The organism is Pseudomonas sp. E6002 (assembly GCF_013385565.1).
Classification (GTDB): Bacteria; Pseudomonadota; Gammaproteobacteria; order Pseudomonadales; family Pseudomonadaceae; genus Aquipseudomonas.
The window spans coordinates 209,904-224,098 of sequence record NZ_JACAPT010000022.1 but is presented as its reverse complement, the minus strand read 5'-3'; the positions used below and the strand labels follow the sequence as shown (position 1 = coordinate 224,098).

Annotated in this window: 13 protein-coding genes and 1 riboswitch; of the genes, 7 read left to right on the top strand and 6 right to left on the bottom strand. The window is 62.1% G+C overall.

Translation table 11 applies throughout. The features are described 5' to 3' along the window. Positions 1-3 precede the first annotated feature (3 nt). The 4 genes from HX815_RS18055 to HX815_RS18040 all read right to left on the bottom strand — a co-directional run bounded on the left by HX815_RS18055 (position 4) and on the right by HX815_RS18040 (position 3,487). Complete coding sequence (locus tag HX815_RS18055; protein ID WP_008439131.1) at positions 4-972, bottom strand: hypothetical protein; 969 nt, start codon at positions 970-972, stop codon at positions 4-6. Positions 973-1,013: 41 nt separating this feature from the next. Then, entirely contained in the window at positions 1,014-1,826 is an 813-nt protein-coding gene (locus tag HX815_RS18050; protein WP_003209490.1) for an aldo/keto reductase, read from the bottom strand. Next, positions 1,823-2,998, bottom strand: coding sequence for an FAD-binding oxidoreductase (locus HX815_RS18045; protein ID WP_008439128.1), 1,176 nt, complete (start codon positions 2,996-2,998; stop codon positions 1,823-1,825). Before HX815_RS18045 ends, HX815_RS18050 begins: the two co-directional genes overlap by 4 nt. Positions 2,999-3,151: 153 nt before the next feature. After that, positions 3,152-3,487, bottom strand: a complete 336-nt coding sequence (locus HX815_RS18040) for a multidrug efflux SMR transporter (protein WP_003209492.1) — start codon at positions 3,485-3,487, stop codon at positions 3,152-3,154. Positions 3,488-3,590: 103 nt separating this feature from the next. Between HX815_RS18040 and HX815_RS18035 the strand changes: the two genes are divergently transcribed. Both HX815_RS18035 and waaA read left to right on the top strand, forming a co-directional pair. Continuing rightward, a complete protein-coding gene (locus tag HX815_RS18035) occupies positions 3,591-4,481 on the top strand; it encodes a LysR family transcriptional regulator (RefSeq protein WP_008439125.1) in 891 nt (296 codons plus the stop codon). 23 nt (positions 4,482-4,504) lie between these two features. Continuing rightward, positions 4,505-5,782 (top strand): lipid IV(A) 3-deoxy-D-manno-octulosonic acid transferase, encoded by a 1,278-nt coding sequence (waaA, locus tag HX815_RS18030; protein WP_177028654.1) that lies wholly within the window; start codon positions 4,505-4,507, stop codon positions 5,780-5,782. A 122-nt stretch (positions 5,783-5,904) separates the two neighbouring features. Here waaA and HX815_RS18025 read toward each other — a convergent pair whose 3' ends face one another. Continuing rightward, positions 5,905-7,344, bottom strand: coding sequence for a TolC family outer membrane protein (locus tag HX815_RS18025; RefSeq protein ID WP_087692490.1), 1,440 nt, complete (start codon positions 7,342-7,344; stop codon positions 5,905-5,907). Positions 7,345-7,540: 196 nt separating this feature from the next. Beyond that, positions 7,541-7,646, top strand: a riboswitch (TPP riboswitch). A 145-nt stretch (positions 7,647-7,791) separates the two neighbouring features. Between HX815_RS18025 and thiC the strand changes: the two genes are divergently transcribed. After that, the gene (gene thiC, locus HX815_RS18020) at positions 7,792-9,696 is read left to right on the top strand and encodes a phosphomethylpyrimidine synthase ThiC (protein WP_256351147.1); all 1,905 of its coding nucleotides are present in this window, start codon (positions 7,792-7,794) and stop codon (positions 9,694-9,696) included. A gap of 189 nt (positions 9,697-9,885) precedes the next feature. Next, positions 9,886-11,175 (top strand): putative hydroxymethylpyrimidine transporter CytX, encoded by a 1,290-nt coding sequence (cytX, locus tag HX815_RS18015; protein ID WP_177008312.1) that lies wholly within the window; start codon positions 9,886-9,888, stop codon positions 11,173-11,175. On the opposite strand, the gene HX815_RS18010 is transcribed toward cytX, so the two are convergent. Next, positions 11,144-11,890 (bottom strand): RsiV family protein, encoded by a 747-nt coding sequence (locus HX815_RS18010; protein WP_087692488.1) that lies wholly within the window; start codon positions 11,888-11,890, stop codon positions 11,144-11,146. The genes cytX and HX815_RS18010 overlap by 32 nt on opposite strands. Positions 11,891-12,101: 211 nt before the next feature. On the opposite strand from HX815_RS18010, the gene HX815_RS18005 reads away from it, so the two are divergent. The 3 genes from HX815_RS18005 (at position 12,102) to cpdA (ending at position 14,074) form a co-directional block, all read left to right on the top strand. Continuing rightward, the gene (locus tag HX815_RS18005) at positions 12,102-12,719 is read left to right on the top strand and encodes an NUDIX domain-containing protein (RefSeq protein WP_003209505.1); all 618 of its coding nucleotides are present in this window, start codon (positions 12,102-12,104) and stop codon (positions 12,717-12,719) included. After that, positions 12,710-13,159, top strand: coding sequence for a DUF1249 domain-containing protein (locus tag HX815_RS18000; RefSeq protein WP_003209507.1), 450 nt, complete (start codon positions 12,710-12,712; stop codon positions 13,157-13,159). Before HX815_RS18005 ends, HX815_RS18000 begins: the two co-directional genes overlap by 10 nt. Positions 13,160-13,258: 99 nt before the next feature. Continuing rightward, positions 13,259-14,074 carry a 3',5'-cyclic-AMP phosphodiesterase gene (gene cpdA / locus HX815_RS17995; protein WP_177028687.1) on the top strand — a complete coding sequence of 272 codons (816 nt, stop codon included), beginning with the start codon at positions 13,259-13,261 and terminating at the stop codon, positions 14,072-14,074. Positions 14,075-14,195: the final 121 nt, after the last annotated feature.

The window sequence follows — 14,195 nt, the reverse complement described above, 5'->3', positions numbered from 1 at the left end:
CGGTTACCGGTTGGCTTTTTTCTTCGGCACGATCTTGCGCAAGATCTGCCGCGCCTTACCCGTCAAGCGCTTCAGCTTCGACTCTTTCTCGGGTGCACTCAGCCCTTGCTGGCGCAGCCAGTCCTTCCAGCGGATCCGCTCATCCCGCACGATCCAGCCTTCCTGCTGGGCAAAGCTTTCAGCCAGATACAACCCTCGCGTACTCGCCGGATACAGCTGATCCTTCTTCAAGGTATACAGCTCCGCACACGGCTGCCCGTCCTTCAGCGGCATCAGGTACAGGTCCGGGCGCTGGCGGTCCAGGCGGGCCACCAATTGGTCGCCCTCCAGGCGCTCGTCCACATGAAACAGGCTCAGGGACTTCGCCTCCTTGGGCACTTCCAGGCGCAAGTCATAAATCAACTGCAGCGAAGCCGTGGGTAGGTGCACGTAGGCGCGTGGCCGTTCAATCAATTGCATAGTGGCGCATCGCACCGGGCGCGCGGCCCCGGACAGCGGTGAGAGACGGAACGGCAACGCTTCGCGGTAGTGCAGGGCCGACGAGTAGGGCGCCGGCAGCCAGGTGTCATTGAAACGACCGCCCAGCCAGCCTTCCGGGGTTTCCAGCAGGCATTCCTCGGCGATTTCCTGGATGGCGGTGTGCAGTGGCAGGTTCAGTTCGTGGGCCGGCACATAGCCGGAGATCAGCTTGAGCACGACGTCGCCACGGTCTTGTCGGCGCTGGCGCACCAGCACCCAGTAATCGCGGTTCTGCCAGTGCAGCGTCAGGCGCACCGAGACCCCAAGGTTGGCCAGCTCCAGCACGAAACGCTCGGTGTCTTTCACCTCCACCGGCTTGCGCCGTTGCAGGGTCTGGGCGAAGTTGAGCGGCATGCCGACGCTCTGGTAGCTCAAGCCTTCGGGGGTTGCTTCGACGTGCAGCGGCAGTGTCTTGAAGTTGCTAGGGTTCTTTCTTATGAGCGTTCGCGGCATGTCGGCTCCTTCTTGCGTCGGGGTCGGCCGCGTCGGCGGCATCAGAGTTGGCGAATGACCTTGGCAGCGGTCGCCACGTTGTGGGCGAGGTGCAGCGGATTAATGGTCCCGACAATAGCACTGGCAACGCCAGTTTGCGCAAACAACAGCATGAAACTGGCGTGAATTGGATCCACTCCGGATTCCAGGCAGACATGGCCACTGGCTAGTGCCTTTTTCACCAGGATGCCCTTGCCGTGTGCGGCGGCATAATCAATGACGGCTTTCTCGGCCTGTTCGTTCAAATTGTAGGTGACCATGGCGCAATCACCTTGTTCCAGAGCCTTTACACCGCCCTCGACGGTTTTGCCGGAGAAGCCGAAACCACGGATCTTGCCCTCGCGCTTGAGGTCTTCCAGGGTCTGGTAAACCTCGCAATCATTGAGGATATGCAGGTCGTTGCCGTCGGAGTGCACCAGCACCAGGTCGATAAAATCCGTTTCCAGTCGTTTCAGGCTGCGCTCCACCGAAAGCCGGGTGTGGGCTGCGCTGAAGTCGTGATGGGATACGCCTTCGGCAAATTCTTCGCCCACCTTGCTGACAATTACCCATTCCTGGCGCTGGCCGCGCAACAGCGGGCCCAGGCGTTCTTCGCTGCGGCCATAGGCGGGCGCAGTGTCGATCAGGTTGATGCCCAATTGCCGGGCCTGGCGTAACAGCATCCGCGCCGCATCGTCATCGGGAATCTGGAAGCCACTGGGGTATTTCACCCCTTGGTCGCGGCCCAGCTTGACGGTGCCCAGGCCCAGCGGCGAGACCAGCAGGCCGGTGCTGCCCAGTGGGCGGTGGAGGTCGTGCAGAGTCGGCAGGGTCATGGCAGCAGTTGCTCCCAGGCAGGTTGGGCGATGGCGGGTTTCGGCAGCTCGGGCAGTTTTTCGGTAGTTCCGGGCTTGATGCCGTCACGTTCCAGTGCGTTGATCACTCGATCGGCGAAATCCGGTGCCAATGCCAGCTTGGTCGGCCAGCCCACCAACAGGCGATCCTGTTCGGCGAGGAACGCGTTGTCCGGGCGGGTCAGGCCTGACTGCAATGGTTCGGCGCGGTCGACGCGCAAGGTGGCCCATTGGGTCTGGCTCATGTCGATCCAGGGCAGCAACTGCCCCAGCTCTTTTTGGGCGGTGGCGATCTGTTGCTCCGGGGTACGGGCCACACCTTCGGCTTCGGCGATATCGCCGCCCAGGTACCACACCCAATTGCCGTCGGCGGCGGGATGCGTGGTCACGGTGATGCGCGGCTTGGTGCCGCCCCCCAGGCAGTGGGCGTACAGCGGCTTCAGGCCGGGGCCCTTGGCGATGATCATGTGCAGCGGTCGGCGTTGCATGGCGGGCTGGCTCAGGCCCAGGGCGCCGAGCAGGTCAGCGGTGCCGCCGCCGGCGCTGACGACGATACGCTGGGCGCGGATCTCACGGCCATCGACCTTCAGGCCGACCAGTGTGCCTTGTTCCAGCAAGGGTTCGATCTGTTTACCCGCGAGCAAACCGTCGCCGGCCAGTTGGGCCAGGCGTTCGATAAGGCTTGGGACGTCGATCACCAGTTCGGCCAGGCGATAGACCTTGCCCTTGAAGCGGCGATCTTGCAGGGCCGGTGGCAGGTCATCGCCCTTCACTTGATCCACGCGGCCACGCACGGCCTTGCTCGCGAAGAAACTGGTGAGGTTGCCGGCGATGGTGCCCGGCGACCACAAATAGTGGGCTTCGGACAGCAGGCGCACACCGGAGAGATCCAGTTCACCGTTGCCCGCCAGGGCTTCGCGCCAGCGGCGGGGCATGTCGGCGATGGCTTCGGAGGCACCGGTCAGGGCGCCGTGCAGTGCATATTTGGCGCCGCCGTGGATGATCCCCTGGGACTTCACGCTTTGCCCGCCACCGAGGGTGGCGCTTTCCACCAATACCGTGGAAAAGCCCTGGCGGCGCAGGCGCGCATTGAGCCAGAGGCCGGCAACCCCGGCGCCGACAATCAGAACGTCGGTGGAAATAACGGATGGCATGCAGCGACCTCAGTGTTCAAGACAGGCTGCGCAGTATACAGGCTCATGAAGTGAATCTTCGCCCCAATGCTCCCGGATGACAGACGCACCGCGGGAGCTGTCGAGTGGAACGAGGCTGCGAGTTTCGGCCTCAATTGAATCTCACGTGAACGCTCAGTGCCCGGCCGTTTTCGAGAACAACTGAATCACCACCACGCCCAGCACAATCAGGCCCATGCCCAGCATCGCCGGGATATCCAGTTTCTGCCCGTAGATAAACAGCGCGGCGATGCTGACCATCACGATGCCCATCCCGGCCCACACTGCATACGCGACACCCACCGGCACGGTGCGCACCACCAGCGTGAGCATCCAGAAGGCCACGCCGTAGCCGACGATCACCAGCAACAACGGGATTGGCGTGCTGAAACCCTTGATCGCTTTCATGGAAACGGTGGCGATCACTTCCGAGCAGATGGCAATGGCCAGGTAATAGTAGGCGGCGTTCATGGGGTAAATCCTCGGTACAGGGTCGCTTGATAAGGTTGGCATTTTAGAGACTTGTCAGATGCGGTAAAGTCATTACCTATCCGAATTGAAGATGGGTTGAGCCATGAGCGTGCAGTGGAGTCTTGAGCAAATGCGCCTGTTTGTCAGCGTCGCCGAGCAGCGTTCATTTTCGGCGGTGGCGCGGGACCAGCGTCGGGCGCAATCGGCGGTCAGCAATGGGATTGCCCTGTTGGAGGCGGACCTGGGCGTATCCCTGTTTGACCGCAGCAGCGGCCGCCAGCCCCGTTTGACCGAGGCGGGCACGGCACTGCTCGAGGAGGCGCGGGAAGTCTTGCGCCAGTGCGAGCGCCTGAATGGCCGTGCCTTGTCATTGATGCGCGGTGAAGAGGCGCGCCTGCGCCTGGCCCAGGATGAAGCCATGCTCTATCAGCCGGTGCTCGATAGCCTCGAAGCGCTGGCGGGAAAATTTCCCAGCCTGGAAGTGCAGTTGTCCAGCGCCGCCCAAGGCGATGTCGCGCGCAAGCTGGTGGAGCGCAAGGCGGATCTGGGCCTGCTGTTCTATCACGATCAGATTCCCGAAGCGTTGGAGCGCCGCGTGCTGGGCAGTGTGGAGATGGTGACCGTGTGCGGTATCGGGCATCCCATGGCCAAGGAACAGTTCGTGGATTGCCAGCGCCTGGCGCAGTTTCGCCAATTGCTGATGGCGACCCAGACCAGCGTGTATCCCGGCAGCGAGGCCGCCAGCCCGCAAGTGTGGCGGGCTGACAGTTTCTACGTGCTGGCCGAATGGCTGGCGCGCGGCCTGGGTTGGGCCTGGTTGCCGCGGCATGTGGTGCAGTATCCGGCCTATCAGAACCAGATGGTCGAACTGAACAGCGAATGGACCCCGCCGGCGCTGGTGGTGGAGCTGGTCTGGCGCCGCGACGAGCCCCTCGGCCCGGCCGCGCGTTTCCTCGCCGAACGTTTTGCCGAGTGCTTGCAGGCGATCGACTGAAAAAGCCGATAAACTCCGCCGCCATGAATAGAACTCTCTACAGCTGTCTGTTTTACCTGGCGCTGCCGTTGGTAGCTTTACGTCTGTGGCTGCGGGCCCGCAAAGCGCCTGCTTACGCGAAGCGCGTGGGTGAACGCTTCTCCTGGGGCTTGCCGGTGATGCAACCCGGCGGGATCTGGGTGCATGCGGTGTCGGTGGGCGAAAGCATCGCCGCTGCGCCGATGATTCGCGGGCTGCTGGAACGTTATCCACAGCTGCCGATCACCGTCACCTGCATGACGCCTACCGGTTCCGAGCGCATCCAGGCGTTGTTCGCCAACGAGCTGCGCATCCAGCACTGCTACCTGCCGTACGATTTGCCCTGTGCGGCCAAGCGTTTTCTCGATCGCGTGCAGCCGAAACTGGCGGTGATCATGGAGACCGAACTGTGGCCCAACCATATTCACCAGTGCGCCAAACGCGGGATTCCCGTGGCATTGGCCAACGCGCGGCTGTCGGCTCGCTCGGCCAAGGGCTACGGGCGTTTCGCCAGGCTGACCGCGCCGATGCTGGCGGAAATGAGCCTGTTCGCGGTCCAGACCGAAACCGAGGCCGAGCGTTTTCGCAGCCTGGGTGCACGGCCCGAGACTGTCGAAGTCACCGGCTCGATCAAGTTCGACCTGACCATCGACCCGCAACTGCTGGCGCGCGCCGCCGCGTTGCGTGAACAGTGGCACGCCAGTGAACGCCCGGTGTGGATCGCCGCCAGCACCCACGAAGGCGAAGACGAAGTGGTGCTCGCCGCCCATCGCCAGTTGCTTGCCAGTTATCCCAATGCGTTGCTGATCCTGGTGCCGCGCCATCAGGAGCGCTTCAACCCGATGTTCGAGCTGTGCCAGCAGCAGGGTTTCGCCACGGTGCGTCGCTCCAGCGGCGAGGCGGTGACGGCGCAAACCTCGGTGTTGCTGGGCGACACCATGGGCGAGTTGCTGTTTCTGTATGCCCTGGCCGACAGCGCTTTTGTCGGCGGCAGCCTGGTTGCCACGGGCGGGCATAACCCGTTGGAGCCGGCGGCCTTGGCCAAGCCGGTGATCTGCGGGCCCCACGTGTTCAACTTCCTGGAAATCAGCGCAATGATGCGCGACGCCGGCGCGTTGCAGGAAGTGGACGATGCCGAGGGTTTGGCGGTGGCGGTGCAGCGTTTGTTCGAGCTGCCGCAGGATGCGCAGAAGATGGGGCAGGCGGGGCTGGCGGTGATGCGCGCCAATCAGGGGGCGTTGAAGCGTTTGCTGGACGGGTTGGGCAGACTGCTTAACGTCTAACAACACAAATCAAATGTGGGAGCGGGTTTGCTCGCGAATGCGCAGTGTCAGTCAGCGAATAAGTCGACTGATACACCGCTTTCGCGAGCAAGCCCGCTCCCACATTGGGTTAACTGGCGGTCTTAGTAACCCGGGTTAGCCTTCAGCTGCGCCGCGGCGGCCTTGGCCAGGTCCGGCGGCAGGAAGTCCTTGTCCGGGTTGTAGTCGGCCTTCAGGTAACGCGCCAGATCCTGCAAGTCCCCCGGGTTCAACGTGCCCGCCGCCTGCTTCAAGCGCAGGTTGTCGAGGATGTAGTCGTAGCGGCTGTTGTTGTAGTTGCGCACCGAGGTGTACAGCTGGCGCTGGGCGTCCAGCACATCGACGATATTGCGCGTGCCCACCTGGTAACCGATTTCCGTGGCTTCCACCGCGCTCTGGTTGGAGATGATCGACTGACGGCGCGCCTGTACCTGCTCCACATCGGTGTTCACCGCGCGGTGCAGGTTGCGGGTGTTTTCCACCACCTGGCGACGCAGGCCTTCGCGTTGCTGCTCGGTCTGGCCCAGGCGGGAATAGGATTCGCGCACTTGCGAGCTGGTCAGGCCGCCGCTGTACAGCGGGATCCTCAACTGCAAGCCTACGGTGCGTTGCGACACGTCACCGTGATACGGCTGGCCAAAGGCGCTCGGGTTGCTGAAGCCCAGGGCGTCGTTGTCACCTTTTTCATATTGCGCCACGGCATCCAGCGTCGGCGCGTGGCCGGCCTTGCGTTGCTTGAGGGTTTCTTCGGCGGCGGTGACGGCATAGTTGCTGGCCAGCAGGTTCAGGTTCTGGCGGCCGGCGGTTTCGACCCAGGCCTTGGCGTCGTTCGGCGCCGGTGGCAGCACCGGCAGCGTGTGGACGATGCCCTGGATCGAGTTGTACTGGCGGTTGGTCAGGGTGATCAGCGCTTCGAAGGCGTCGTCCACCTGGCGCTGGGCCAGGATGCGATTGGCCCGTGCGGTGTCGTAGCTGGCCTGGGATTGCAGCACGTCGGTCTTGTCCGACAGGCCGACGTCAAAGCGTTCGTTGGACTGGTCCAGTTGGCGCTTGAACGCGGCTTCTTCGGCCTTGGTGGACGCCAGGTTGTCCTGGGCCCGCAGCACGGCGAAGTAGTTTTCGGCGCTTTGCAGGATCAGGTTCTGTTCGGTGGCCGAGAGTTGCAGCGCGGCCTGCTCGTTGACGGCTTCAGCGGCTTGCAGCTGGAACCAACGATCAGCGCGGAACAGCGGCTGGCTCAAGGTCGCGCGCCAGGAATGGGCGTCGCGGTTGACCGTGGCGGCGGGCTGGTCCAGCTGGGTGCGCACATTGTTGATGTCGGCGCCGGCCGACAGGTTCGGCAGCAACCCGGCGCGGGCCTGGGGCACCACTTCTTTCTGCGCGCCGTATTGGGCGCGGGCGGCGGCCAGGTCGGCGTTGTTGTCCACCGCTTCCTGGTAGACGCTGACCAGGTCGGTTTTGGTCGTCAGGGGCGCTTCAGCTGCCCAGACCAGTCCGTTGGTCGCACAAGACACGGCAAGAGCCAGTGAAAGTTTGCGCAGCATGAGGCGATCCCTAGAATAAATATTACAGCGATAATTTGGAGCCCAAGGCTAAGGCGACCCATTCCTGGCGTCAAGACCTCAGGCAGTCACCGAGTGTAGTGGCGCTATCACGGCACAACAATCCTGTAATTACGCCATTCATCACGATGAATGCACCGCCGTTGGCAATTTGCCTGCTCCATGGTCTAGACTGGTCGCGTTCTTGTCGGGGTGCCTTGTTGGAAGGCTGAGATCGGTAAATACCGGATCCCGTTGAACCTGATCAGGTTAGCGCCTGCGTAGGGAACAAGATTTCTCGTCACCCGGCGAGTCCTCTTGTGCTTCGTCCGGGATGTTGTTCGACAATCGAACAGCCCGTGCGCCAAGCACAGCACTGTCACAGTGCGTCCATCCGTCACAGGTTCACTCCGACAAAAATCCACCGCCTGGATAGTTGGAGAGCCCGTGATGAGCATCGAATTAAAAAGCCAAAAATCAAAAAACACTGTGCGCTTGAGTGAATCGGCCAAGGTCGACTCCGGTTCCGTGCAGCCGTTTACCCGCTCGCAAAAAATCTACGTCCAGGGCACCCGTCCGGATATCCGCGTGCCGATGCGCGAAGTCAGTCTCGACGTGACCCCCACCGACTTCGGCGGCGAAATCAATGCGCCCGTAGTGGTCTACGACACCTCAGGCCCCTACACCGACCCGAACGTGATCATCGACGTGCGCAAAGGCCTGGGCGATGTGCGCTCGCCGTGGATCGAATCCCGTGGCGACACTGAGCGCCTGTCGGGCTTGAGCTCGCACTTCGGCCAACAGCGCCTGAGCGATGCCGAGCTGACCGCGCTGCGTTTTGCCCACGTGAAAAACCCGCGCCGTGCCAAGGCCGGGGCCAACGTCACCCAGATGCACTACGCCCGCAAAGGCATCATCACCGCCGAGATGGAATACGTCGCCATCCGCGAAAACATGAAGCTGGAAGAGGCCCGCGCCGCCGGCCTGCTGGACCAGCAACACGCCGGCCACAGCTTCGGCGCCAGCGTGCCGAAAATCATCACCCCGGAATTTGTCCGCGAAGAAATCGCCCGTGGCCGCGCGATCATCCCGGCCAACATCAACCACACCGAACTGGAACCGATGATCATCGGCCGTAACTTCCTGGTGAAGATCAACGGCAACATCGGCAACAGCGCCCTGGGTTCGTCCATCGAAGAAGAGGTGGCGAAACTGACGTGGGGCATTCGCTGGGGTTCGGACACGGTGATGGACCTGTCCACCGGCAAGCACATCCATGAAACCCGCGAGTGGATCATCCGCAACTCGCCGGTGCCGATCGGTACCGTGCCGATCTACCAGGCCCTGGAAAAAGTCGGCGGCGCCGCTGAAGACCTGACCTGGGAGCTGTTCCGCGACACCCTGATCGAACAGGCCGAGCAGGGCGTCGACTACTTCACCATCCACGCCGGCGTATTGCTGCGCTATGTACCGCTGACCGCCAAGCGCGTCACCGGCATCGTGTCCCGTGGTGGTTCGATCATGGCCAAGTGGTGCCTGGCGCACCACAAAGAGAACTTCACCTACACCCATTTCGACGAAATCTGCGAAATCATGAAGGCGTACGACGTCAGCTTCTCCCTGGGAGACGGCCTGCGCCCGGGCTCGATTGCCGACGCCAACGACGCCGCACAATTCGGCGAGCTGGAAACCCTCGGTGAGTTGACCAAGATTGCCTGGAAGCACGACGTGCAAACCATGATCGAAGGCCCGGGCCACGTGCCGATGCAGTTGATCAAGGAGAACATGGACAAGCAGCTGGAGTGCTGCGACGAGGCGCCGTTCTACACCCTCGGTCCGCTGACCACCGACATCGCCCCGGGTTATGACCACATCACCTCGGGCATCGGGGCGGCGATGATCGGCTGGTTCGGTTGCGCGATGCTCTGCTACGTCACGCCGAAGGAGCATTTGGGCCTGCCGAACAAGGACGATGTGAAGACCGGGATCATCACCTACAAGATCGCGGCCCATGCGGCGGACTTGGCCAAGGGGCATCCGGGGGCGCAGATTCGTGACAACGCGTTGAGCAAGGCGCGCTTTGAATTCCGTTGGGAGGACCAGTTCAACCTGGGCCTGGACCCGGACACGGCGCGTTCTTACCACGATGAAACCTTGCCGAAGGACTCGGCCAAGGTCGCGCATTTCTGCTCGATGTGCGGGCCGAAATTCTGCTCGATGAAGATCACCCAGGAAGTGCGTGAGTACGCGGCCAACCAGCGCATTGAAGCGGTGGATGTGGACGTGGCCAAGGGACTGGCGGAGCAGGCGGAGCGGTTCAAGCAGGAAGGTAGCCAGCTGTACAAAAAGGTCTGAATCAGAACCTGTGGCGAGGGAGCTTGCTCCCGCTGGAGTGCGCAGCGCTCCCGGAATCTGGATCGGTGTCTTGACTGACACTCATCGGTTGCAGGTTTTGGGGCGGCTTCGCCGCCCAGCGGGAGCAAGCTCCCTCGCCACAGGGGACTTTGCTGATTCAAATAATAGTGTCCCTCTGAGATAACACCCTTGAGCATTCAACCCAGCACCTATTCCCCAGACATCGCAGTCCCCTTGGACAAACGCGTCTTCGGCGCCCGCGATCTCTTTTCCCTGTGGTTCTCCCTGGGCATCGGCCTGATGGTCCTGCAAACCGGTGCACTGTTGGCGCCGGGCCTGGGCCTCTCCGGTTCCTTACTGGCAATTTTCCTCGGCACTTTGGTCGGCGTGCTGTTGCTGGCCGCCGTCGGCGTGATCGGCAGCGATACCGGCCTGTCATCCATGGCCGCCCTGAAACTCAGCCTCGGCACCAAGGGTGCAAGCCTGCCGGCGCTGCTGAACCTGCTGCAGCTGATCGGCTGGGGCTCATTCGAAATCATCGTGATGCGCGACGCCGCCAGCCTGTTGGGCGCCCGCGCGTTCAGTGAAGGCAGCCTGCTGACCAGCCCATTGTTCTGGACCCTGGTATTCGGCGCCCTCGCGACCTTGCTTGCCGTCAGCGGTCCGCTGACCTTCGTGCGGCAGATCCTGCGCAAGTGGGGCATCTGGCTGCTGCTGGCCGCCTGCCTGTGGCTGACCTGGAACCTGTTTGCCAAGGCCGACCTGGCCACTCTCTGGGCCCAGGCTGGTGACGGTTCGATGCCGTTTGCCGTTGGCTTCGATATCGCGATTGCCATGCCGCTGTCCTGGCTGCCACTGATTGCCGACTACTCACGTTTCGGCAAACGCGCGAAAAACGTGTTCGGCGGCACGGCACTGGGTTTCTTCATCGGCAACTTCTGGCTGATGAGCCTTGGCGTGGCCTACACCCTGGCGTTTGCGCCGAGCGGTGAAGTGAATGCGTTGCTGCTGGCATTGGCCGGAGCCGGCCTGGGGATTCCGCTGCTGCTGATCCTGTTGGATGAATCAGAAAACGCGTTCGCCGATATTCACTCGGCGGCGGTGTCCAGCGGGATTCTGTTGCGCTTGAAAGTCGAGCACCTGGCATTGGCCATTGGCGTTATCTGCACGCTGATCGCCTGCTTTGCACCGTTGGCGCAGTACCAGAACTTCCTGCTGCTGATCGGCTCGGTGTTCGCGCCGCTGTTCGGCGTGGTGCTGGTGGATCACTTCATCCTGCGCCGTCGTGGCCATGGTGTTGCCGCCAACCTGCGCTGGCCGGCACTGCTGGCGTGGCTTGGAGGGATCAGCACCTATCACCTGTTGGCGAATCTGTACCCGGATGTCGGCGCGACCCTGCCGGCGCTGGTGCTGGCAGGGCTGTTGCACTTCATCCTGGGCCGGGCCTTCAGTGGCGTGCGGGCACCAGCTCAGGCTTGATCACGCCGGTGAGGCGCGCATAGGGGATGGTCATTTCGATCAGCCCCAATGCGTACGGCGCGATGGTGGTCACGTTGTACTTGAGCACCACTCCATTGCTGGTCAGCGCCACATTCGGGGTTTTCTGGAACGGCCAGTTCTTCACGAACTCCGGGTCGCGGTCCATCTGCGAGTTGATCAGCCAGTTGTTGTGGGCGACTTTCGCGGTCTTCCAGAATGCATCTTCCTGACCCGGCAACAGCATGTCGGTCAGGCTCAGCTCTTTGTGCAGCAGGCGTGAATAGTTGATGAAGCCGCGGCCCGGCTCGCCGTGGGCGGTGCCGGTGTCCAGGTAGCTGGACACTTCGATGATCACCAGTCCGTCATGCTGCTCACGTACCTTGGCCTGCAAGTACATGCTGTTGCGGTCCGGGGACTCACGCAAGAACTTGTCGCGGTAGGCGTTCAGGGTGGCGGGCATGGCCTGGCCAGGTGAAGTGCGGGCCATCTGCAGCAGGCGCTGTTCGATGATCTGGTCCAACTGCGGCTCGGACGGGAAGTGCACGGTATCGATATTTACCAGCGGGCAATCCGGACTGCTGCAGCCGGGTTTGATCTGCTCGGAGGCGTCGGCGGTGGTGTCCAGCGGCTTCAGATAGGCCGGTTGGAACAGGCTCTGGCAAGCACCCAGGGTCAAGGCGATACAGGCCACGGAGGCGATTTTTAAAAGCGACATGTGTGTCCTTCATAAATCGAGGAAAGGTGAAAATGTGGAGCTTCGACTCCCGACAAGGCAGTCAGTTCGCCACTAAGCTGATTAGAGTGAGTTTGACGCCCGCCGTCTATCCCGGCAACCGGAAAGGGGCTGCATCAAGGGGCACGAGCGCGTTAGGATGGCGCGATGTCGAGGCCGCCTCGATACCGCAAGGCAATAAACGAGGGTTGATATGACGGACACAGCGAAATCGACGCCGAGCAAGGTGGAGATTGTTCAGCGCGACAATGCCTACAAGGGCTTCTACAAACTGGATCGGCTGAAGCTGCGGCACGAGAAGTTTGATGGCGGCATGAGCCGTGAGCTCAATCGCGAAGTCTTTGTGCGTCATGACGCCGTGTGTGTACTGCCCTACGACCCGCAGCGCGATGAAGTGGTGCTGATCGAGCAGTTTCGCGTCGGCGCCATGGGGCGTACCGACAACCCGTGGCTGATCGAAATGGTCGCCGGCCTGATCGACAAGGATGAGCAACCGGAGGAGGTTGCACACCGCGAAGCCGAGGAGGAAGCTGGCCTTACATTCTCCGCACTCTGGCCGATCACCAAGTACTTTCCGTCGCCGGGTGGCAGCACCGAATTTGTCCACTTGTTCCTGGGCCGTTGCGAAAGCGCCGGGGCCGGTGGCGTCCATGGACTGGAAGAGGAAGCCGAAGATATCCGCGTCACCGTCTGGGCTTTTGAAGACGCCCTGCAGGCGGTACGTGACGGTAAAATTTCCAACGCAGCGAGCATTATTGCCCTGCAATGGCTTGCGCTTAATCGCGCGGAAGTGAGGGGGTTATGGCAGTAAAGGCACGGGAGCGATATCGGGTTGACCTGATCGGGCTGCAAGCAGCCTGCGAGGCCAACTATGCACGGCTCATGCGGCTGCTGCCGGACATGCGCCACACCCCCGAGGCGCGGCGCATTGCCGTGACCCACGGCGACCAGATGCTCGGCGTGCTGACCCTGGAAGTGATCGTGAACTGCCCGTACACCACCACTTTGCGGGTGCGTCAGGAGCACAGCCTGCCGTGGCTGCCGGTGCCGCAGCTGGAAGTGCAGGTGTACCACGACGCACGCATGGCCGAAGTGATCAGCGCCGAACATGCACGACGCTTTCGCAGCATCTATCCTTACCCCAACGTGTTCATGCACCAACCCGATGAGAAAGCACAGCTCAATGTGTTCCTCGGTGAATGGTTGAGTCACTGCCTGGCCCTGGGCCACGAGTTCGAAGTCGTTCGATAGATGTGAACTGCGTCCGCTTCACGGGTTTCCTCTTTGTGTCCTGCCCCAGCATAATCGCCTCAAATGTCCATTCCTGTGATCACGCCCTGGGAGAACGCCTTGCCGAGCGTATCCGCCTTGAACCCTGACGCTTCGGCGTTGCTGGTGCAGTTGTCCGACAGTCACCTGTTTGCTGAGGCGGACGGCGGCCTGCTGGGCATGAATACCCGCGAGAGCCTGCAACGGGTGATCGACACGGTGCTGGTGCAGCAGCCGCAGATTGATCTGGTGCTGGCCACCGGGGATTTGTCCCAGGACGGTACGCTGGAGTCGTATCAGGCGTTTCGTGACATGACGCGGCAGATTCAGGCGCCGGCGCGCTGGATCCCGGGGAATCACGATGAGCCGCAGGTGATGCAGCAGGCGGCGGTCAACAGCGCGTTGCTGGAACCGGTGGTGGATGTGGGCAACTGGCGCATTACCCTGCTGGACTCGGCGGTGCCGGGCTCGGTGCCGGGGTATTTGCAGGACCAGCAACTGCAACTGTTGGCGCAATCGTTGAGTGAGGCGCCGACTCGGCATCATCTGGTGTGTTTTCACCATCATCCGGTGTCTATTGGGTGTGCTTGGATGGAGCCCATCGGTTTGCGTAATCCTGAGGCGCTGTTTGCGGTACTGGATCGGTTCCCGCAGGTGCGTGCGGTGCTTTGGGGGCATGTGCATCAGGAAATCGACCGCGAACGCAACGGCGTGCGTCTGCTGGCTTCGCCGTCCACCTGCATCCAGTTCGCCCCCGGCAGCGAGGACTTCAAGGTGAGCGAGGAAGCGCCCGGTTATCGCTGGCTGCGCCTGCATGCCGACGGACGGTTGGAAACCGGCGTGGAGCGGGTGCAGGGCTTTGCGTTTCAGGTGGATTACGGTAGCAGCGGGTACTGACGGCTTTGGGGGCGGCGGCCTACCGGCCGGCTTGTGTGTTAAAAGCGAAAGCAAAGCTGCTTTCCTGTAGGAGCGAGCTTGCTCGCGAAAAACCTGAGACCGCCGCGTTGAATCAGGATGC

What these genes read in the sequence shown, in the direction of transcription:
- thiC (WP_256351147.1), top strand. Translation starts at nt 7,792, where the DNA reads ATGAGCATCGAATTAAAAAGCCAAAAATCAAAAAACACTGTGCGCTTG.
- HX815_RS18000 (WP_003209507.1), top strand. Translation starts at nt 12,710, where the DNA reads ATGGCAGTAAAGGCACGGGAGCGATATCGGGTTGACCTGATCGGGCTG.
- HX815_RS18040 (WP_003209492.1), bottom strand. Translation starts at nt 3,487, where the DNA reads ATGAACGCCGCCTACTATTACCTGGCCATTGCCATCTGCTCGGAAGTG.
- waaA (WP_177028654.1), top strand. Translation starts at nt 4,505, where the DNA reads ATGAATAGAACTCTCTACAGCTGTCTGTTTTACCTGGCGCTGCCGTTG.
- HX815_RS18010 (WP_087692488.1), bottom strand. Translation starts at nt 11,890, where the DNA reads ATGTCGCTTTTAAAAATCGCCTCCGTGGCCTGTATCGCCTTGACCCTG.
- HX815_RS18050 (WP_003209490.1), bottom strand. Translation starts at nt 1,826, where the DNA reads ATGACCCTGCCGACTCTGCACGACCTCCACCGCCCACTGGGCAGCACC.
- HX815_RS18025 (WP_087692490.1), bottom strand. Translation starts at nt 7,344, where the DNA reads ATGCTGCGCAAACTTTCACTGGCTCTTGCCGTGTCTTGTGCGACCAAC.
- HX815_RS18055 (WP_008439131.1), bottom strand. Translation starts at nt 972, where the DNA reads ATGCCGCGAACGCTCATAAGAAAGAACCCTAGCAACTTCAAGACACTG.
- HX815_RS18005 (WP_003209505.1), top strand. Translation starts at nt 12,102, where the DNA reads ATGACGGACACAGCGAAATCGACGCCGAGCAAGGTGGAGATTGTTCAG.
- HX815_RS18045 (WP_008439128.1), bottom strand. Translation starts at nt 2,998, where the DNA reads ATGCCATCCGTTATTTCCACCGACGTTCTGATTGTCGGCGCCGGGGTT.
- HX815_RS18035 (WP_008439125.1), top strand. Translation starts at nt 3,591, where the DNA reads ATGAGCGTGCAGTGGAGTCTTGAGCAAATGCGCCTGTTTGTCAGCGTC.